Consider the following 16,874-nt stretch of genomic DNA (forward strand, 5'->3'; position numbering starts at 1 on the left):
TCGAAAGTACCAGGAGACAGACATGGCCTTCATCCCTGCAAAAGCTTCGGGCTCTTCGTCTAGGTGACGCATGGTAAAGAGCTGGAACGACAGGCTGAACACGCCGGGCGTCAATGGCATCAAGCCGACGCCGCGCACTGTTGCCGACGTCGTCGAGGGCCAGCCGATGCTGGTGCCGACGGCACGGCAGGTCGATGATTTCATCCGCTCAATTCCAAAGGGCGTGGCCATGGATGTCCGCGCGTTGCGCACCACGCTCGCCATTGAGCACGGCGCCGAAGTGACATGTCCGGTCACCATCGGCTATCATCTGCGCACTGTCGCCGAGGCCGCCAACGAGGATCTGGAACGCGGCATGACGCTGAGCGACATCGCGCCGTTCTGGCGGGTGCTGGATGCAAAGACGCCGACAACAGGGAAGTTGTCCTTCGGCGCGGCATTCGTCGCCGCGCAGCGCAAGCGCGAAGGGCTTGAGCCATAATGCATCGCCCGAAAGTTGGAACCGGTTTGGGGACAACGACAGGCTAAAAACAACATCGAGGGACCGTACGATGCGCCGCGCCGACAGGCTCTTCCAGATCGTGCAGCATCTGCGCGGTGGCCGTCTGGTCACCGCCCAGAAGCTGGGCACGTGGCTCGAGGTTTCCGAGCGAACCATCTACCGCGACATCGCCGACCTGCAGTCGACGGGCGTGCCGATCGACGGCGAGGCCGGCGTCGGCTACATGATGAGGGAGGGTTTCGACCTTCCGCCGCTGATGTTCACGCGTGACGAGATCGTCGCGCTGGTCGCCGGCGCCCGCATGGTGCGCGCATTTGGCGGCGCTGCCATGGCGCGGGCCGCCGACGAGGCGCTGGTCAAGATCGGCGCCGTGCTGCCCGATGCCGAGAAGGACCGCATCGCCCGCACCGAGATCCACACGCCGATGTGGGTGGTGAGCGACGCCGCCCGCGAAGCAATCGACCTGATCGAGCGCGCGGTGGAAAAACGCCAGGTGCTGACCATCGACTACTCCGACGAAGCAGGCCGCAGCACCGTGCGCGACATCAGGCCATTGGGCCTGTGGTTCTGGGGCAAGGTGTGGACGCTGGTCGCCTGGTGCGAGATGCGCGACGACTTCCGCGCTTTCCGCATCGACCGCATTGCTTCAGTGGTCATAGCCGGCCGCGTCTTCAAGCCGGAGCGCGGCAAGCAGCTCGCCGATTTTTACCGTGCGGTGGAGCGCAGCGAGGACTACGGCATGGCGCCGGACCGGGCCGCGCGAACCTAGCCGCGGCGCTTCTTGCCTTCTCCCCTCGTGGGAGAAGGTGGCCGCGAAGCGGCCGGATGAGGGGTGTTCCAGGGAACGCCGACGCCTCATTTCTTCCAACACCCCTCTTCCGTCTCAGCGCTGCGCGCCGATCCACCTTCTCCCACAAGGGGAGAAGGAAGAGGCGCCTCAGCCCTCCTCGTCGTCCTTGTCCTCGTCCTTCGACTTCAGCGCCGAGAGCTTGGCGAAGACGGCGTTGGCGTCGAGTTCCGCATCCTCGTCCCTTGGCTTCTCCGGCGCCGGCACGAGGCGCTCGGTCAATGCCGCCGGCAGCAGCGTGTCGCCGGCCGGCTGTGCCTGTTCGCGGCCACGCGAGGCGCGGTTGACTTCCATGTCGAGGTCGATCTGCGAGGCGAGCCCCAGCGTCACCGGATCCATCGGCTGCAGGTTGGCTGAGTTCCAGTGCTTTCTGTCGCGGATCTGGTCGATCGTCGACTTGGTGGTGCCGACGAGGCGCGCGATCTGCGCGTCCTTCAACTCGGGATGGTTGCGCACCAGCCAGAGGATGGCGTTGGGCCGGTCCTGGCGCTTCGACAGCGGCGTGTAGCGCGGACCCTTGCGCTTGGATTCCGGCACCCGCACCTTGGGGTCTGACAGCTTCAGCCGATGGTTCGGATCCTTCTCGGCGCGTGCGATCTCGTCGCGGCTCAGCTGGCCGGTCATGATCGGGTCCATGCCCTTGATGCCTTGCGCCGATTCGCCGTCGGCGATCGCCTTGACCTCGAGCGGATGCAGTCCGCAGAACTGCGCGATCTGCTCGAAGGACAGCGCGGTGTTGTCGACCAGCCAGACGGCGGTCGCCTTGGGCATCAGCAGCGTATTGGCCATTGCAAATATCCTTCTCGTTCGCCCGCGTTCCCGCGCGGGCGGTGGTTTTAGAGCCACCAAAATGGGAAAATCGCGGTTTATATAGCCGCTCCGTTGCCGTTCCGCAACGTTTTTGGAAGGTAGTCGCGAGATGGGGGGAGATATCGAACCTGTCAAGGCAGCCTTATCGGCGTCAGCATCGCGCCTTCGGTGAGCCGCTCAGCGGCCGCGGCCGCTAGCCCGGCAACAAAACGTCCTTCTGTCGGCATTTGCCGACTGTTAGTGGGAACATGTTTCATCCACATTTCGCTTCGGTAGCGGCGAGCTGCTTTGGGAGGGCAAGCCGCCGCCGATGTGGGCTAATCGATGTTGGAAACCGGGCACGCTGTCGCGGCGGGGGTTGTTTCCGTTCGCCATTTCCTATGCGCTTCTGGCAATGCTGCCGGGCGCCAATTTTGCTGTCGTCGCGCAGGCCGGGCTAACTGCTTCGCGTGCCACAGCACTTTCGGCCGCCGCCGGCATTGCCCTAGGCGCGAGTTCGCTGGCGATGGTCGTCGCGACGGGCGCCGCCGCGCTGCCGCCGGGGGGCATTGCGCACCAGATAGCCGCCAGCCTTTACGGCGCAATGCTGGTCTTCATCGGCTGGAATTCGATGCGGCGGGCGCTGTCGATCACGATCGGCGCCGACGAGCCGAAGCCGCTTCCCATCGTTCGGTACTTCCGGCTGGGGTTTGTCACGGCGGCGGCAAATCCGGCCACCGCATTGTTTTTTGCATCCTCTGCGCTGAGCTTGAATACGCGCGGGCCAATCCAGATATCCGTGGTAGCGCTGGTTTTTGCCATTGCAATCGCCTGGTTTGGCCTTGTCGGCCTGGCTATTTCCCAGCCAGCCATGCGCGAATTCTACAACCGTTTCCGTAAGCACGTGGACATCGTGCTGGGAGGCGCCTTGATAGCGATTGGTTTTGCCGCGCTTGGCCATTGAAGCAACAAATAGGCGGTCTTCCACCGATTTGGCCGATCGTCATCTGCGATTGAGCGGTTCTGTGCTCTTGAGCAAGGCGACGAGTTGGCTTTGCTGACTTGTCCCGGTCTTGGCGAAAATCCGTTCGAGATAGGGCCGGCCGGTCTTCACGGTGATCTTCAAGTCGGATGCCGCATCTTTCAAGGGTCGTCCCTGCGAAAGCGCGGCGGCCAGACGAGCCTCGGAGGGCGTCAGGTCGAACAGGCCCGCGAGGAGGGTTGGTGAAGGCACGACGGAACTGGCGCTTACCGCCGTCGCCGCAACCAGGATGTCCGCGCCGGAGAAAATATCATGTGCGGCGCGGCGCAGCGGCAAAAGATGGATGACCAGAGCCGGCCGGCTTTCGTTCGCAGCAACAGGAATGGATCGGATCGCGAAATCGTTGCGGTTCTCGAGAATGGCCCGCTGGAAAAGCGCATTGGCGGAGGCATTGGCGATCGCCATGCCGCCATAGGCGGTTGGCAGAAACATCTCGGTCATTTCTTCCAGCAGGCTGTTGGCCGTCAGCACGCGTCCCGATGCAGCCATGACCGCGGCCGGCAGCCCGATGGTCTCGAGTGCCGAGACGGTCGCCCTGGCCTGTTCCAACCCCAATCGCGCCGAGACCATGCCGGCCCGCGCGAAATGCGGGCGAAGCTGGTCCAGCCGATCGACCGACGCCCGATCGTAGGTGCCATCCTTCATCCACCGTTGAAAGACGAAAGTGACGAGCTCGCCACTCGGCATGGCGACTGCCGAACAAACATGTGCGCCGATACCGGCCGCTCTCAGCTGTATCCGTACCGGATCACGTTCGACCTCTTCGGCTGTCAGGAAATCTTCGACCTGAACGAAGCTCGCCGGCTGCATGCTGCACATACGCTGAACGGCGTCAGAGAATTTCCAGCCGTCGCTGGCGACAAATTCATCAAACACGGATCGCAGCGAGTTGCCGTGAACCGGAGAAACGTCACTCAATCTGCCGCGAACCGGAGATTCGGCACTGAACAGGAAGATGGCGCCGGTGGCCGAACCTGAAAGACTGCCGGCAGCTTCGAGCGCATCCCCCCAAAGTTCCGGCACGAAAGCCGCCTCGTAGATCTTGTCCGTCAGATCGTCGAACATGGGCGCAAGCCTGTTTCAGAGTCAGCACGCTACTGGCCCGGATCAGCGCCCGCTGCCGCTGACCTAGTCCCGCGCGATCAAAATGCCCACGCTGAAACTGGAGTCAACCGCAGATTGCGGTCGAGTTGTATTCGGTTCTGGATAGTGGCCATCATAGCAGCCGCCGCTGTAGCCTCGGACTTAAAAACGACAAAACCCGCCAGACTGGGTCCAGCGGGCTCGGAACCGGCGGCGGGAAACCCGCCTGCCTCGGCTCTTGCTTGGCGGATCAAAGCGTCTTGCGGGCGATCCTCTCGATGTCACCACGGTTGATGCCGAGGTCGTTGAGCTCGCGGGCGTTCAGGCGGTTCAGTTCGCGCACGGTTTCATTGTACATGCGCCAGTTACGGAAAGCACGGATCGGGTTCATGGTAGTCCTCCATCGTTTCGATGCCGCTCAAATAGGCACCGCTGATGAAAAGTTGAACAGACGCTTTTGCATGGCGGCAATGCGTTTGTTGCATTGCGCAATTAAGGTTTTGTTCAGCTTGCTGCCGACCGTCAGCCGACATCGAGCATGATCTTGCCGATGTGATCGCCGTCCTCCATCCGCTCATGCGCCCGCCACGCTTCCCTGAGCGGAAAGATCATGTCCATGACCGGTGCTACCTTGCGGGTGCCGAGCAGCGGCCACACCTGCGCCTCCAGCGCTGCGGCGATCGCCGCCTTGAATTCGACGGTGCGCGGCCGCAGCATCGAGCCGGTGTGGGTGAGCCGCTTGGCCATCATCTTCGAGAAGTCGGTGCTTGCCACCGCCCCGCTCTGCGTGGCGATCTGGACGATGCGGCCTTCCACCGCCGCGGCCTCGTAGTTTCGCGCCACATAGTCGCGGCCGACCATGTCGAGGATGACGTTGGCGCCCTTGCCGCCGGTCGCGTCCTTGACCGCCGCGACGAAGTCCTCCTCGCGGTAGTTGATCGCCCGGTCGGCGCCGAGCTTCAGACAGGCGTCACACTTCTCCTGGCTGCCGGCAGTGGTAATGACATGGGCGCCGAAGGCCGAGGCGAGCTGGATCGCCGTGGTGCCGATCCCGGACGAGCCGCCATGCACGAGCAGCGTCTCGCCGCTCTTCAGGGCGCCGCGTTCGAAGACATTATGCCAGACGGTGAAGTAGTTTTCCGGTACCGCCGCCGCTTCGGTGTGGGTAAAGCCGGCGGGCAGCGGCAGCACGCTGCCGGCATGCACCTTGACGTATTCGGCATAGCCGCCGCCGGGCGTCAGCGCGCAGACCCGGTCGCCGACGCGCCAGCGCGATATCTCGTCGCCAAGAGCGGCAACTTCGCCTGACGCTTCGAGGCCCGGCAGGTCCGACGCACCAGGCGGCGGCGGGTAGACGCCCTTGCGTTGCTGCACATCCGGCCGGTTGATACCGGCGGCGCGCACCCGGATCAGGATTTCGCCAGGTCCGGGCACGGGCACGTCGCGCGTTTCCGGTTTCAGAACCCGCGGTCCGCCGGGTTCCGAGATCGCGATGGCCGTCATCTTCGCCGGAATCTTGTCCTGTCCACTCGCCATGAATTTTTCCCGTCTCGCTTCGCCAGTTTCTTGCCGACTTGCCGGTTTTATTGCCGACTGTTTGCATCCATGCCCCTGCCCTATGTATGCTCATTGCCAAATCAGGCAAATGGCCACTGCAGCGCCGGGCGTGCGATTGGACGCGCCAAGGACGCTGTAGCCGTTTAATTTTGACGCATGAGCGAGGAGCGACGATGGCGATCTTCGACGACGAACCCAAAAAGAAAGCGCGCCGGCATGAGATCGGGCAGGATCTGTCGCTGCTTTCCGTCGATGAACTGTCCGAGCGGATCGGCATCTTGCGCGACGAGATCGCCCGGCTCGAAGCCGAGCTCAAGACCAAGAGCACCACCAAATCAGCGGCCGAGGCGCTGTTTCGCCGCGGATAGTTTCCAGAGCCGAAGCGCCCGCCGCCGAAAAGCTCGAATGCGACTGTCTTCAGACCCTCCCCAAATTCCAGCCGGATCAGCTAAATGTTCGCAAGCTACCGACCGATCCTTTCGCTGCTTCGCGGCACCGCTTTCCTGCTGGCGGCAACCGGACTGCACGGGCTGTTGTTGCCGCTGCGCGGCCAGTTGGAGGGTTTCTCGACCGCATCGCTCGGCCTGATGGGCACGGCCTGGGCCGGCGGCTTCGTCACCGGCTGCTTCTTTGCGCCGCGCCTGGTGCGCCGCGCCGGTCACGTACGCGCTTTTGGCGCCTTTGCGGCATCGGGAGCCATCGTCGCACTGCTCACCGGCCTGATCATCGACGAATATATCTGGATCCTGCTGCGCGCCTTCACCGGCTTCACCATGGCCGGCGCCTTCATGATCATCGAAAGCTGGCTCAACGAGAAGTCCACCAACGAGAACCGCGGCGCCGTCTTCGGCCTTTACATGATGGTCACCTATGCCTCGATCATGGGCGGCCAGATGATCGTTGCCGGCGGTGATGTGAAGTCGGCCTCGCTGTTCATGATCACCGGTATCCTGTTCTGCCTGTCGCTCATTCCGACCGCAGTGTCGACGGCTTCGCATCCCAAGCCGCTGCAGGACGTCTCGCTCGACGTCAAGGGGCTCTATGTCAATTCGCCGGTGTCGGCGATCGCCTGCGTTCTGATCGGCGTCGCCAACGGCGCCTGGGGCACGCTTGGCGCCGTCTATGGCGCCCGCATCGGCATTTCCACGGCGGAGATCGCGCTGATGATGAGCCTGGTGGTCGTCGCCGGCGCCGCCATGCAACTTCCGGCCGGGCGTCTCTCCGACAAGACCGACCGCCGCTTCGTGCTGGCGGGCCTGGCCTTCGGCGCGGCGCTGTTCGCCATCGCGCTGTTCCTGTTCGAGCCGCGCTCCGGCGTCTTCGTCATCGTCTGCACCGCCGCCTACGGGGCCTTTGCCTACACGCTCTATTCGATCGCCGTGGCCCATGCCAACGATCACGCCCGGGCGGAGGATTTCGTCAAAGTGTCCGGCGGCCTGCTGCTGCTCTATGGTTTCGGCACGATGATCGGGCCGCTGCTGGCCGCCGGCCTGATGGGCTGGATGCGTCCGGAAAGCCTGTTCCTTGCAACGGCCCTCGCGCATCTTTGTCTGGCAGGCTATACGCTGCTGCGCATCAGCCGGCGCGCACCGGTGCCAATCGAAGACCGCGACGCCTTCAAGACGCAACCGGCCGAGCGTTCGATCACCCCGGAAGCCTTGCGGCTCGATCCGCGCAGAAAGCCTGAAACCAACGGTTGAGATTCGGAAAACTTTGCCTCACAAATAGGGCATGATGTTTTCCGACGCCTTCATGGCGATTGCCGACCCCAACCGGCGCTATCTCTTGGAAGAGCTTCGGCGCGGCCCGAAGACTGTCAACGAACTGGCCGCCGGGTTGCCGGTCTCGCGCCCGGCGGTTTCGCAGCATCTGAAAGTGCTGCTCGACGCCGGGCTGGTCAACGCCAAGCCGGAAGGGACAAGGCGCGTCTATACGGTCAGCAGTGCCGGCTTCCTGAAGCTCAACATCTGGCTCGACCAGTTCTGGGAAGCCGAGCAGCTTGGCTCGCTCGGAAGCTGAGCTGCGCCGTCGCATCTTTGCCAGTAGACAGGCATGGCGAAGCTCCTCTGGATCCAGGTGCTGGCGCTGAGCCGCACATCTCATTGAAACAATGTCAGACACCGGCCTAAGCGTTCCAGCTTGGACGTTTCTGAACGCGGTCGAGCCAATGATGGACATTGACGAGCGAGTCCGGGATGTCGGCTCCGAAGAAGGCGCCAAGCCACGCTGCGACGCCGGCGGTGATGTCGGCGACGGAGTACTGGTCGCCCGCGATGAACGGGCGGCCATCGGCGATCTCGCGGTCAAGCCACGCCCACTTTGCCGGAACGGCTTCGCGCTGGGTTTCGGCGAAAGCCGGGAACTGCACAAGCCGCTCCGCAAACATGGGATCGGAATGCAGCGCAATGCTGCCGATCGTTCCGAAGATCTCGATCTCGGCGCGGCGGTTCCACATCTCGACCTTGCCTTGGCTGACCGCGTCCGAGCCGAACAGTGCCGGCGTTGGATGAAGCGCCTCCAGATAGCGGCAGATGGCGATGCTTTCGGTGATCACCGTCCCGCCATCGAGCACGAGCACGGGAATCTGGCCGAGTGAGTTGAGCTCAAGGAATTGCGGGGTTTTGTGCTCGCCTTTTGTCAGATCGACATCAACCCGCGGAACGTCGATGCCTTTCTCAGCCATGAAGATGCGGACGCGGTAGGAATTCGGACCGATGCCGCAGTAGAGTTTCATCATATCCTCCCGATTCTGCTGGTCTTTGGCTCAGGCTGGGGCGCTCGCGCGCATTCCACCTGCAGGTTGTCGAGCATCTGGCTCCAGCCAGCCTGATGGTTTTTGGGCTGATCATGGCCGTCAAGAAAGGCGCCTTGCTCGGTCATCAGCAGCCGGCAGCCTGTGCCTTCTGGACTGAATTCAACCGTCAGCAGGCCGACAAACAATCGCTGGCCGCTGCTGGTCATGCCACCAGCCGAGACGATGCGCTGGTCGCGCACGATGTCGAGGTAGCGCGTCTCGTTCACATAACTCTCGCCACCCTTGGGTCCGAAACGGCTGAGCGCAATGCCGCCCACCTGGAACTCGAAGCATTCAATGCTGCTTTCCCAACCCTCGCCGGGCGAGCCCCAGCGCTGCAATGCGGCGGGATCGGACCAAGCGGCGAACACCCGCGCCGGCGAAGCGTCGTAGCTGCGTTCGAGCACTATGGTCGAATGGATGACGGAGCGTTCGCTCATGTTGGCCTCCTCAGTTTCCTTCGGTTTCGTCTTTGGTTTCCGCAAGAAAGCCGCCGAGCCGGTCGAGCCGCTGTTCCCAACCCAGGCGCCGTTCGTTGATCCAGTGTTCGGCGGTCCTCAGCGCCCTCGGCTCGAGCTGGCAGGTGCGCACCCGGCCGAGCTTTTCGGTGCGGACGAGACCGCTCGCCTCGAGCACGTTCAGGTGCTGGACGACCGCCGACAGCGACATCGCCAGCGGCTCGGCCAACTGGCTGACCGATGCGGGGCCGCACGACAGCCGCTCCACCATGTGCCGCCGCGCCGGGTCGGCGAGCGCCTGGAACATCAGGTCGAGCTGGGCGGTATCGTGCAGCATCGGGCTCAACCGTTGTTGTAGGGAAAGTTTCAAATAGGGCTGCGCTTCTTCGATCACTCGGGCGACAGACGGCCGCAGCAGCAGCCGGTCGTGGTAGCGCGACTGTTCATTGCCGGCAGATGTGAACGGCGTTCCGTTTTCATAGTGCGATCAGCGGCTTCCAGCAGAAGGAGGCGAGCGGATGGAGATGCATCGTCAAGGACACTGCTTTGCTCGTTCCCTTGGTGGTTCGCCGCTGCATGGTTTACGGAGCTAAACACTGAAGCGATTACTTAACTATTGCCAATGGTGTGTCAAGGTCCAGCTCCGCGCTTACTTGGCTTGGCTATGGGCGACGATGGCATCAACGATCGTGGCCCAATCGTCGGGATGGAGTTCGTGGCCGCCGCCTTCAATGCGGACAAGCCTCGCGCCGGCAACTGCTTCGGCCAGAGCGGCGCCATGCTCGACCGGAAAGATCGGATCCGCGGTGCCGTGGATGACGAGGAGCGGAACCTTCAAGTCGTGCAGGCGACCCTTGCAATCCTCGCCGCCCCGATCTTCACCGCTCTCAAGCATGAAATGATTGGTCGCGCTTAGAAAACCGCCGGACCGGTCGTAGTCCTGTTCGACGAAGGCCCTCGTCCGCTTCCCGTCGAATGGATGCGCGGTGCCGGCGATCGCGTGCGCGTCCTTGACGATGTAGTCGATCACCTGGGCTCGGTCCGACCAATCGACCTTGGCGCCTTCGGCCGAATGCTTCATATAGGCTTCGCTCGTCCCTGGCAGGTGCGAGGTGTCGATCCCGATTGGCGAAGTGCTGATCGCCGTTAGCGAGATGATCCGCGACGGATATTTCAACGCCACGAGTTGCGCGATCATGCCGCCCATCGACATGCCGACGACATGCGCTTTCGCGATGCCATGATTGTCAAGGACGCGAATGGCGTCGTCCACCATGTCGTCGAAAGTGTAAGGCGGTTCGCCCGGCGCATATTTGGTCGAACGGCCGGTATCGCGATTGTCATAGCGGATCACGAACAGGCCGTTGCCGGCCAGTTTCCGGCAGAACGCCTCAGGCCACCAAAGCATCGAAGCCATCGCGCCCATAATCAGCAGCATCGGCGGATGCGCGGGATCGCCAAACGTCTGCGACACGATTTCGGGTTCCGCTGCCTTGGTCATGGTCGCCGTCTCCTCTCTGCAAAACCGATTGCATTTCGCAATCAGTTGCACGATAATAAAACTGATATGATAATGCAACCAGTTTCTGTCGGAGATTCGCATGAGCATCGATCATCGTTCTGGGTGCCCGATCAACCTGTCGCTTGAAGTGTTCGGCGACCGGTGGAGCCTGATCATCCTCCGCGACATGATTTTCGGCGGCAAACGCCACTTTCGCGACTTGCTCAACGGGTCATTGGAACGCATCGCTTCCAACATCCTCGCCGATCGGCTGAAGCGACTGATGGAACTCGGCATGCTGACCAGGGCTGACGATCCCACCCACAAGCAGAAGGCGATCTACAGCCTGACCGAAATGGCGATAACGCTGGTGCCGATCCTGGCGCATCTCGGCGCCTGGGGTCGCGTCTGGCTGCCGGTCAGCGAGGAGCTCTCGATCCGCGCCGAGCTTCTGGAAAAGGGCGGCCCGCCGATGTGGGAAAAGTTCATGGACGAACTGCGCCACGAACATCTGGGCACGCCTTCCGACACGCCGCCGGATGCCACCGTGCGTGCGACGTTGCAGGCCGGATACGAGGCGGTTGTCGCCCGAAAGGCGGCGGGCGCCGGGTGCGATGCCGGCGCCTGACCAACTTATTTCCCCCATCGCAGGGTGGCTCTGCTATTAAAGCCGTTGAAAGCTATAATTTACGGGATTGGAAAAGCCCTTGGTTGAGAACTCTAAGGATACTGCCCGCGCGCGGGCCGATTTGCGTTTCAAGAAGCAGGAAGAGGCAGCCACGGTTCGTCAGAAGGCGATGGCGGAATATGTCGCCGAGAGCGATGCCCGCCAGATAAAGACCAACAAGCTGAGGGCGCTCCGCCTTGCCAAGGAAGCGGAAGACCTCGCCAATGCGCCGGCTGCTCCGGTGAAGAAGCCGACACGCGCCAAGAAAAAATAGCGGTCCGGCGTGTCGGGCGGGCCTGTCCTGCCGTCGGCAGGTGATGACAACGAGGCGGCTGCTTCACCGCCTTTTATGCATGTCGTTACAGCAAAACCGCTGCGCACCCTCGTTCAAGCCCGAGGCATGCTTTGCGCGACATGCATTAGCTCATGGTTATGTCGCGGCTGGCTGCTCGCATCGATACTGAGAAGCCGGCCAGGACATCGACCAGTGCGATGACCATCAAAATGAAGAAAACCGAGTGCGCCGCGCCCTTCACCAGCAGGAACTCGACCAGGAACGCCACGAAGACGAAGGTCGACAACAGGTGGTCCATGATCGAGGCGCTCGTCGTGCGCGTCGATTTCAAGATTTCGACGAAGAAGAGAAGCAGCCCGATCAGCACGATCAGATCGCCGAGCGTCATCGAGAACACTCCGCCCGACATCATGCGGATCGAGAACATTTGGATTGCCCAAGGATCGTCGCCGCCGCCGAATATTCCCAGAAGCCCAAGATTATAGAGGACGAAGGGTACGATCAGCAGCGGGATGGCACCGAACATCAGAAGGCTCCGGTTGGACAGCCTTCTCTAGTATGCGCTCGGCGTTCGCCGTCAAGAATTTTCGCATGCGACCGCGAACACGGACAAAGACCGTGCGAAATAACAGTACCAGCCGGTACGGCTGCATCCGGTACGGCTGCTGGCATATTTGACAACAATTCGAGGGGCGATCATCTGCGCAAAACGCAGAAAGACCGGCGCGATGGCCGGTCCTTCGATAGTCCCAAACCGTCGAAAGCGTTCTCAGCTTTCCTTCGGCTCCAAAACCTGGCGACCGCGATACATGCCGGTCTTCAGGTCGATATGGTGCGGGCGGCGCATCTCGCCGGAATTCTTGTCCTCGACATAGGTCGGGGCCTTCAGCGCATCGGCCGAGCGGCGCATGCCGCGCTTCGACGGGGAGGTTTTTCGTTTCGGTACGGCCATGGATATGCTCCACTACATGGTCAAAATGCCCCGGCTGCCCTCGTGAAAGGGCCGCGTCAGGGCCGGAATCTGAGAAAGTCGGGTGCCTATACACGCCCTGCGCCGTTTTGGCCAGCGCCGTCGCGAATTTTTTTAAGCTATCGCAGACAGCCGACATAGGCGCCGGACCGACCGGCGCGCCGCTCGATCAGCGAGGCCAGCCGTCTCAGCCCCGGCCCGGGCTTCGCCGGGTTGCGGGCGATCGGGTTCGGCAGGGTGACGGCAAGCAGCGCCGCCTGGCGACGCGACAATCGTTTTGCCGAAACCCCGAAATGATGCTGGGCGGCGGCCTCGATGCCATAGATGCCCGGCCCCCATTCGGCGATATTGAGATAGATTTCCATGATGCGCCGTTTCGACATCACCATGTCGACATAGACAGCCAGCGGCAGCTCGACGACTTTCCGGACCGAGCCCAACGGCCGCGACCACAGATAGAGGTTCTTGACGCTCTGCATGGTGATGGTCGAGGCGCCGCGCGTCATCTCGCCGGCCAGCGCGTCGTCGACGACGCCCCTCAACTCGCCAAGGTCGATGCCGCGATGGAAACAGAACTGCCCGTCCTCCGACATGATGACCGAATGCGCCAACGCCGGCGCCACATCGTCGATCGAGACCCAGCGCCGGTCATAGCCGGAAAACGTCGCCAGATCCTTCAGCATCAGTGTCGATACCGGATGCACGAACGGCGGCAGGTACAGAAAGGTCAACACCAGCGGCATCAGCGCCAGCACCACGGCGATGGTGATACCGCGCCGGACCCAGTGCCGAGGCCAGCGTTTGAGACCGATGCGATTGCCGCGTTTCGGCCTCACCATGTCCAGCCCTTCGGTTTCGTGATCGACGATCGGTTCCGCCAAGCCGCTCAATCCATGCTGCTCCCTGCCCCCGGCATAATGGCGCTTGGCTTCTTGCGCAACGTCTGAGTGTCGGCTACCCGTCCCCGGCATGGCGAAAGACGATCAAATACCGTTCGAGGCAGCGCTTCTCGCACGCACAGGGCCGATCGAGGCGCTGCTCAGGCGGTTGCTCGACGACCGCCCGCTTTCAGGCGAGATCGCGCGGCCGCAGCGTCTGATGGAGGCGATGCGCCACGGCGTGCTGAATGGCGGCAAGCGCCTGCGCCCTTTCCTGGTCATGGAAAGCGCCGCGCTGTTTTCCGCCGACGGCGAGGCGGCGCTGCGCGTGGCGGCGGCGCTCGAATGCGTGCATTGCTATTCGCTGATCCATGACGATCTGCCGGCCATGGACGACGACGATCTGCGCCGAGGCCAGCCGACCGTTCACAAGGCCTTCGACGAGGCGACCGCCATCCTCGCCGGCGACGCCTTGCTAGCGCTCGCCTTCGACATCATTGCCGACGAAGCGACAATGCTGCCGGCCGAACGGCGGGCGGCGCTGGTGCTGGCGCTGGCCCGCGCCGCCGGAGCCGGCGGCATGGTCGGCGGCCAGATGCTCGATCTCGAAGCCGAGCGTAACCGGCCGGAGGAAGCCGGCATCATCCGGCTTCAGGCGATGAAGACCGGCGCGTTGATCCGCTTCGCCTGCGAAGCGGGCGCAATTGTTGCCGGCGCGCCGGCGGCCGACCGCGAAAGACTGGCGGAATTCGGCTCGGCGATCGGGCTTGCCTTTCAGCTTGCCGACGACCTGCTCGATCTGACGGCGGATGCGCGCCAGATGGGCAAGGCGACCGGCAAGGACGCAGCCGCCGGCAAGGCGACGCTGGTGGCGCTGCACGGCGCCAACTGGGCGCGGGACCAGCTTCAAGGCCTCGTCGACCAGGCCCACGCCTTGCTTTGTCCCTATGGCGAAGACGCCGTGCTTCTGAAGCAAGCAGCGGAATTCGTGGCGGCCCGCAACAGCTGACGCTGTTCCAAGCTGTACTCCCGCCCTATGGCGCGCCGTGCAGCCAAGGAGGGTTGGCGAACTGTTCGGCCAGGAAATCCACGAACACGCGCACGCGCGGCGACAGAATTCGGCCAGGCGGATAGACAGCGCAGATTGGCGCTCCGTCAGGATGATTGTATCCGGTGAGCAGCGCGGTCAGTCTGCCTGCCTCGATATCCGGCCCGACCAAGATCTCGGACATGCGGATGATGCCTATACCGGCGAGCGCCAGCCGGCGTAGCGCTTCGGTGCTGTTGGCCTCTATCGGGCTGCGGATACGCATGCTTTGCAGACCGTCCGGGCCATCGAACTCCCAGATATTGAGACCGCCGCGCGCTGTGACGCCAAGACAGATATGACCTTGAAGGTCGTCTGGCGTTGTCGGCATGCCATGTTTTTCGAGATATCGAGGTGATGCGCAAATGACACGGCGATTGGGCGCCAGCCGCCGCACCACCAGCCTGGAATCGCTGTGTGCGGCAACGCGCACGGCGACGTCCGTCGCCTCAGCCAACAGGTCGACAATCGCATCTGTGAACATCAGCTCGAGTTCGACGGCCGGGTAGCGATCGATGCAGGCCGGCAACATCGGCACGATCAAGCGATGGCCGAAGGCGCTCGGAAGACTGACGCGCAGCCGGCCGCGCGGTTCTGCTCCGGGTTGAACCGCGATTTCAGCCTCTTTGATGTCGTTCAGGATGCGGCGAGCGCTCTCGGCATAGGTGCTGCCTTCCGCCGTCAAGCTGATGCGCCGCGTCGAGCGCTGCAGCAAGCGCACGCCAAGGCGGGACTCAAGCCGACCGATGATTTTGCTGACGGCCGAAGGTGTCATCCGCAGCCGGCGTGCCGCTGCCGAGAAGTCGCCTTCCTCGACAACTGCCAGGAACACACCCATCGTCTCTTGCCGGTCGATGATATCTATTCCAATTCGTCACAGATGAACGGAAACTATCACCGATTATCGGCAGATGCGAACCATAATATGTTTTCCTCTTCAGCATGCAAAATGCTGGAGAGGAGGTGCCATGGGTGCAGAACACGTAAACCTGCGAGATGCTCACGACGTGCATCGGTGGGCACGTCGTCAGCGCAGCGCCGCAATTGGGCGGTGGTGTCTTTGGCTTATCCGTACGCTCAATCGGTCACGTCAAGGAATGGGAAAACGCTCAAGGCGAAGCAACGTCCGGGCTGGCGCAGCCGGCCGATCGGAATGATTTCTGGCGATGTTGGAGCGTATGGCTCGCCACGCCAGTTGCCGAGCCATTCTTCGACGACCAGCCCGGTCTGGTCCAGCATCGGCGCAAGGCTTTCCTTTGTCGGCACGGCGATTTTCGATTCGGCGCTGAGCACGCGTCCGCTACCGGGCATTTCGTAACGGGTGGAGTAAGTGACGACACCGGTAGCGGGATTGTGGCGGAAATCGTTCGAAGTCCACGCCGCCTTCGTTCTCCCATATCATAGAACTGGACGAGGCCGGATCGTTGTAGAGACGGTCGGTCGTGGTAAGCCTATAGCTGAAGCCGTGGACCAGCAGAATTCGTGGAATAAAAGCGCAGCTTCGATGGTTTGTCGGGAAAATCAGTCGGCACCCATCACCGATTCCGCACCACAATGCATGCACCGCCGACGCTTTGCAGTTTCCGGCAGATGTTGTCGGCCTTGGCTTTGGAGTCGGCGCCGATGCGGACAGCATAGATCCCGCGCCTGCCGATCGGCGAGCGCACCCGGCTTACCACCGGATCATGGCCCTTAAGCAAGGCCGGAAACCGGCGCTTCACACCAGTCCATTGATTGAGCGCCGCGGCGCGGCGGAAATTGCCGGCCACCTGCACGCCCCACGGCTTGATGTTGATCGACGCCATGGCCATGGTTTGGGACTTGATGACCGGCAGTTTTCGGCAGGCGACCGCGAAGCTCGCTTTCTTGTCGAGCGGCTGGATGCTGCCGGCATAGGCGGTGTCGGTGAACCTGTCGGCCGGCTCGCCCATGATGTCCAGGACGTAGTTTTCGGTCTCCATCGGCAGGAAGCCGCCGGAACTCAGCCAGCGCGACACCCGGCTTTCGCCGGCATTGTAGGCGGCGGCGGCCAGGCCCAGATTGCCAAAGCCGGTTTTCATCTCGGCGAGATATTTTGCCGAGGCCGGAATGGCCTGCTCGATATCGAAGGAATTGGCGAGGCCGCGTATCTTGGCGGTGCCCGGCATGAACTGGGCAATGCCTTCGGCGCCGACCGGACTGACCGCATTGGGGTCGAAGCGGCTTTCCTTCCAGATCAGCCGGGCAAAGAAATCCTTGGGCAGGCCGTTTTGATCGGCATGCGCCTCGATCAGGTTGCAAACCCGGTCGAGCAGCCGCTGCTTGGCAGGGCGCGGCGGATCGGCGTGGACGGCTGTCGCCCAGCCCAGCCCACCAAGTAAAACACCAAGCAAAATCGGCGTCGCCCAAGGGAAGCGCCGCATCG

Annotated in this window: 23 protein-coding genes and 1 pseudogene; 9 read left to right on the plus strand and 15 right to left on the minus strand. The window is 62.6% G+C overall.

All coding sequences use genetic code 11. The features are described from left to right. Positions 1–70 precede the first annotated feature (70 nt). On the plus strand, positions 71–481 hold the full coding sequence (locus AC0L2M_RS20005; RefSeq protein ID WP_091593299.1) for a hypothetical protein: 411 nt from the start codon (positions 71–73) through the stop codon (positions 479–481). A gap of 70 nt (positions 482–551) precedes the next feature. Then, the gene (locus tag AC0L2M_RS20010; RefSeq protein WP_023797058.1) at positions 552–1,271 is read left to right on the plus strand and encodes a helix-turn-helix transcriptional regulator; all 720 of its coding nucleotides are present in this window, start codon (positions 552–554) and stop codon (positions 1,269–1,271) included. 168 nt (positions 1,272–1,439) lie between these two features. Here AC0L2M_RS20010 and AC0L2M_RS20015 read toward each other — a convergent pair whose 3' ends face one another. Beyond that, on the minus strand, positions 1,440–2,138 hold the full coding sequence (locus tag AC0L2M_RS20015; RefSeq protein WP_023797057.1) for a DUF1013 domain-containing protein: 699 nt from the start codon (positions 2,136–2,138) through the stop codon (positions 1,440–1,442). Positions 2,139–2,469: 331 nt separating this feature from the next. Here AC0L2M_RS20015 and AC0L2M_RS20020 point away from each other — a divergent pair, with 331 nt between their 5' ends. Continuing rightward, the gene (locus AC0L2M_RS20020; protein WP_473535703.1) at positions 2,470–3,102 is read left to right on the plus strand and encodes a LysE family transporter; all 633 of its coding nucleotides are present in this window, start codon (positions 2,470–2,472) and stop codon (positions 3,100–3,102) included. A 39-nt stretch (positions 3,103–3,141) separates the two neighbouring features. Here AC0L2M_RS20020 and AC0L2M_RS20025 read toward each other — a convergent pair whose 3' ends face one another. From AC0L2M_RS20025 to AC0L2M_RS20035, 3 genes are all read right to left on the minus strand, one after another. Beyond that, positions 3,142–4,245 carry a helix-turn-helix transcriptional regulator gene (locus AC0L2M_RS20025; protein ID WP_473535704.1) on the minus strand — a complete coding sequence of 368 codons (1,104 nt, stop codon included), beginning with the start codon at positions 4,243–4,245 and terminating at the stop codon, positions 3,142–3,144. Between the two features lie 268 nt (positions 4,246–4,513). Then, a complete protein-coding gene (locus tag AC0L2M_RS20030) occupies positions 4,514–4,654 on the minus strand; it encodes a DUF1127 domain-containing protein (protein ID WP_023797054.1) in 141 nt (46 codons plus the stop codon). Between the two features lie 131 nt (positions 4,655–4,785). Then, positions 4,786–5,799: an NAD(P)H-quinone oxidoreductase gene (locus AC0L2M_RS20035; protein WP_473535705.1), complete on the minus strand. Its 1,014-nt coding sequence runs from the start codon at positions 5,797–5,799 to the stop codon at positions 4,786–4,788. A gap of 194 nt (positions 5,800–5,993) precedes the next feature. Here AC0L2M_RS20035 and AC0L2M_RS20040 point away from each other — a divergent pair, with 194 nt between their 5' ends. The 3 genes from AC0L2M_RS20040 to AC0L2M_RS20050 all read left to right on the plus strand — a co-directional run bounded on the left by AC0L2M_RS20040 (position 5,994) and on the right by AC0L2M_RS20050 (position 7,839). Beyond that, positions 5,994–6,188 (plus strand): DUF1192 domain-containing protein, encoded by a 195-nt coding sequence (locus AC0L2M_RS20040; RefSeq protein WP_473535706.1) that lies wholly within the window; start codon positions 5,994–5,996, stop codon positions 6,186–6,188. An 84-nt stretch (positions 6,189–6,272) separates the two neighbouring features. Then, the gene (locus AC0L2M_RS20045; protein ID WP_023797051.1) at positions 6,273–7,520 is read left to right on the plus strand and encodes an MFS transporter; all 1,248 of its coding nucleotides are present in this window, start codon (positions 6,273–6,275) and stop codon (positions 7,518–7,520) included. A gap of 31 nt (positions 7,521–7,551) precedes the next feature. Further along, the gene (locus tag AC0L2M_RS20050) at positions 7,552–7,839 is read left to right on the plus strand and encodes an ArsR/SmtB family transcription factor (protein WP_128246001.1); all 288 of its coding nucleotides are present in this window, start codon (positions 7,552–7,554) and stop codon (positions 7,837–7,839) included. Between the two features lie 106 nt (positions 7,840–7,945). On the opposite strand, the gene AC0L2M_RS20055 is transcribed toward AC0L2M_RS20050, so the two are convergent. The 5 genes and pseudogenes from AC0L2M_RS20055 to AC0L2M_RS20075 all read right to left on the minus strand — a co-directional run bounded on the left by AC0L2M_RS20055 (position 7,946) and on the right by AC0L2M_RS20075 (position 10,573). Next, positions 7,946–8,554: a glutathione S-transferase family protein gene (locus tag AC0L2M_RS20055; protein ID WP_128246000.1), complete on the minus strand. Its 609-nt coding sequence runs from the start codon at positions 8,552–8,554 to the stop codon at positions 7,946–7,948. Beyond that, a complete protein-coding gene (locus tag AC0L2M_RS20060) occupies positions 8,554–9,054 on the minus strand; it encodes an SRPBCC family protein (RefSeq protein WP_128245999.1) in 501 nt (166 codons plus the stop codon). The genes AC0L2M_RS20055 and AC0L2M_RS20060 overlap by 1 nt, the downstream gene beginning before the upstream one ends. 10 nt (positions 9,055–9,064) lie before the next feature. Beyond that, positions 9,065–9,409, minus strand: coding sequence for an ArsR/SmtB family transcription factor (locus AC0L2M_RS20065; RefSeq protein WP_023797047.1), 345 nt, complete (start codon positions 9,407–9,409; stop codon positions 9,065–9,067). A 96-nt stretch (positions 9,410–9,505) separates the two neighbouring features. After that, positions 9,506–9,614: pseudogene (locus tag AC0L2M_RS20070) on the minus strand (glutathione S-transferase family protein); the annotation flags it as partial. 107 nt (positions 9,615–9,721) lie between these two features. Then, on the minus strand, positions 9,722–10,573 hold the full coding sequence (locus tag AC0L2M_RS20075) for an alpha/beta fold hydrolase (protein WP_473535707.1): 852 nt from the start codon (positions 10,571–10,573) through the stop codon (positions 9,722–9,724). A gap of 100 nt (positions 10,574–10,673) precedes the next feature. Between AC0L2M_RS20075 and AC0L2M_RS20080 the strand changes: the two genes are divergently transcribed. Together AC0L2M_RS20080 and AC0L2M_RS20085 are read left to right on the plus strand one after the other, a co-directional pair. Next, positions 10,674–11,201: a winged helix-turn-helix transcriptional regulator gene (locus tag AC0L2M_RS20080; RefSeq protein ID WP_091593309.1), complete on the plus strand. Its 528-nt coding sequence runs from the start codon at positions 10,674–10,676 to the stop codon at positions 11,199–11,201. 79 nt (positions 11,202–11,280) lie between these two features. Then, positions 11,281–11,514 carry a hypothetical protein gene (locus AC0L2M_RS20085; protein WP_023797044.1) on the plus strand — a complete coding sequence of 78 codons (234 nt, stop codon included), beginning with the start codon at positions 11,281–11,283 and terminating at the stop codon, positions 11,512–11,514. 145 nt (positions 11,515–11,659) lie between these two features. Here the strand turns inward: AC0L2M_RS20085 and AC0L2M_RS20090 are convergent, their stop codons facing one another. The 3 genes from AC0L2M_RS20090 to AC0L2M_RS20100 all read right to left on the minus strand — a co-directional run bounded on the left by AC0L2M_RS20090 (position 11,660) and on the right by AC0L2M_RS20100 (position 13,395). Further along, a complete protein-coding gene (locus AC0L2M_RS20090; RefSeq protein WP_091593310.1) occupies positions 11,660–12,061 on the minus strand; it encodes a hypothetical protein in 402 nt (133 codons plus the stop codon). 243 nt (positions 12,062–12,304) lie between these two features. After that, complete coding sequence (rpmF, locus tag AC0L2M_RS20095; RefSeq protein WP_006203806.1) at positions 12,305–12,487, minus strand: 50S ribosomal protein L32; 183 nt, start codon at positions 12,485–12,487, stop codon at positions 12,305–12,307. Positions 12,488–12,624: 137 nt separating this feature from the next. Next, positions 12,625–13,395 (minus strand): biosynthetic peptidoglycan transglycosylase, encoded by a 771-nt coding sequence (locus AC0L2M_RS20100; protein WP_031254079.1) that lies wholly within the window; start codon positions 13,393–13,395, stop codon positions 12,625–12,627. 79 nt (positions 13,396–13,474) lie between these two features. Between AC0L2M_RS20100 and AC0L2M_RS20105 the strand changes: the two genes are divergently transcribed. Then, on the plus strand, positions 13,475–14,392 hold the full coding sequence (locus AC0L2M_RS20105) for a polyprenyl synthetase family protein (RefSeq protein ID WP_128170591.1): 918 nt from the start codon (positions 13,475–13,477) through the stop codon (positions 14,390–14,392). Positions 14,393–14,417: 25 nt separating this feature from the next. Here the strand turns inward: AC0L2M_RS20105 and AC0L2M_RS20110 are convergent, their stop codons facing one another. From AC0L2M_RS20110 to AC0L2M_RS20120, 3 genes are all read right to left on the minus strand, one after another. Next, positions 14,418–15,308 carry a LysR family transcriptional regulator gene (locus tag AC0L2M_RS20110; RefSeq protein WP_473535708.1) on the minus strand — a complete coding sequence of 297 codons (891 nt, stop codon included), beginning with the start codon at positions 15,306–15,308 and terminating at the stop codon, positions 14,418–14,420. Positions 15,309–15,547: 239 nt separating this feature from the next. Next, complete coding sequence (locus AC0L2M_RS20115; RefSeq protein WP_473535709.1) at positions 15,548–15,709, minus strand: hypothetical protein; 162 nt, start codon at positions 15,707–15,709, stop codon at positions 15,548–15,550. A 296-nt stretch (positions 15,710–16,005) separates the two neighbouring features. Then, positions 16,006–16,872: a lytic transglycosylase domain-containing protein gene (locus tag AC0L2M_RS20120; RefSeq protein WP_473535710.1), complete on the minus strand. Its 867-nt coding sequence runs from the start codon at positions 16,870–16,872 to the stop codon at positions 16,006–16,008. Between the last annotated feature and the right edge of the window lie 2 nt (positions 16,873–16,874).

It is taken from the genome of Mesorhizobium sp. WSM4806, assembly GCF_055811635.1.

Bases quoted from the DNA above. Each gene is read 5' to 3' on its own strand.
- AC0L2M_RS20005 (WP_091593299.1), top strand. From the start codon at position 71: ATGGTAAAGAGCTGGAACGACAGGCTGAACACGCCGGGCGTCAATGGC.
- AC0L2M_RS20010 (WP_023797058.1), top strand. From the start codon at position 552: ATGCGCCGCGCCGACAGGCTCTTCCAGATCGTGCAGCATCTGCGCGGT.
- AC0L2M_RS20015 (WP_023797057.1), bottom strand. From the start codon at position 2,138: ATGGCCAATACGCTGCTGATGCCCAAGGCGACCGCCGTCTGGCTGGTC.
- AC0L2M_RS20020 (WP_473535703.1), top strand. From the start codon at position 2,470: ATGTGGGCTAATCGATGTTGGAAACCGGGCACGCTGTCGCGGCGGGGG.
- AC0L2M_RS20025 (WP_473535704.1), bottom strand. From the start codon at position 4,245: ATGTTCGACGATCTGACGGACAAGATCTACGAGGCGGCTTTCGTGCCG.
- AC0L2M_RS20030 (WP_023797054.1), bottom strand. From the start codon at position 4,654: ATGAACCCGATCCGTGCTTTCCGTAACTGGCGCATGTACAATGAAACC.
- AC0L2M_RS20035 (WP_473535705.1), bottom strand. From the start codon at position 5,799: ATGGCGAGTGGACAGGACAAGATTCCGGCGAAGATGACGGCCATCGCG.
- AC0L2M_RS20040 (WP_473535706.1), top strand. From the start codon at position 5,994: ATGGCGATCTTCGACGACGAACCCAAAAAGAAAGCGCGCCGGCATGAG.
- AC0L2M_RS20045 (WP_023797051.1), top strand. From the start codon at position 6,273: ATGTTCGCAAGCTACCGACCGATCCTTTCGCTGCTTCGCGGCACCGCT.
- AC0L2M_RS20050 (WP_128246001.1), top strand. From the start codon at position 7,552: ATGATGTTTTCCGACGCCTTCATGGCGATTGCCGACCCCAACCGGCGC.
- AC0L2M_RS20055 (WP_128246000.1), bottom strand. From the start codon at position 8,554: ATGAAACTCTACTGCGGCATCGGTCCGAATTCCTACCGCGTCCGCATC.
- AC0L2M_RS20060 (WP_128245999.1), bottom strand. From the start codon at position 9,054: ATGAGCGAACGCTCCGTCATCCATTCGACCATAGTGCTCGAACGCAGC.
- AC0L2M_RS20065 (WP_023797047.1), bottom strand. From the start codon at position 9,409: ATGCTGCACGATACCGCCCAGCTCGACCTGATGTTCCAGGCGCTCGCC.
- AC0L2M_RS20075 (WP_473535707.1), bottom strand. From the start codon at position 10,573: ATGACCAAGGCAGCGGAACCCGAAATCGTGTCGCAGACGTTTGGCGAT.
- AC0L2M_RS20080 (WP_091593309.1), top strand. From the start codon at position 10,674: ATGAGCATCGATCATCGTTCTGGGTGCCCGATCAACCTGTCGCTTGAA.
- AC0L2M_RS20090 (WP_091593310.1), bottom strand. From the start codon at position 12,061: ATGTTCGGTGCCATCCCGCTGCTGATCGTACCCTTCGTCCTCTATAAT.
- rpmF (WP_006203806.1), bottom strand. From the start codon at position 12,487: ATGGCCGTACCGAAACGAAAAACCTCCCCGTCGAAGCGCGGCATGCGC.
- AC0L2M_RS20105 (WP_128170591.1), top strand. From the start codon at position 13,475: ATGGCGAAAGACGATCAAATACCGTTCGAGGCAGCGCTTCTCGCACGC.
- AC0L2M_RS20110 (WP_473535708.1), bottom strand. From the start codon at position 15,308: ATGGGTGTGTTCCTGGCAGTTGTCGAGGAAGGCGACTTCTCGGCAGCG.
- AC0L2M_RS20115 (WP_473535709.1), bottom strand. From the start codon at position 15,709: ATGCTGGACCAGACCGGGCTGGTCGTCGAAGAATGGCTCGGCAACTGG.
- AC0L2M_RS20120 (WP_473535710.1), bottom strand. From the start codon at position 16,872: ATGCGGCGCTTCCCTTGGGCGACGCCGATTTTGCTTGGTGTTTTACTT.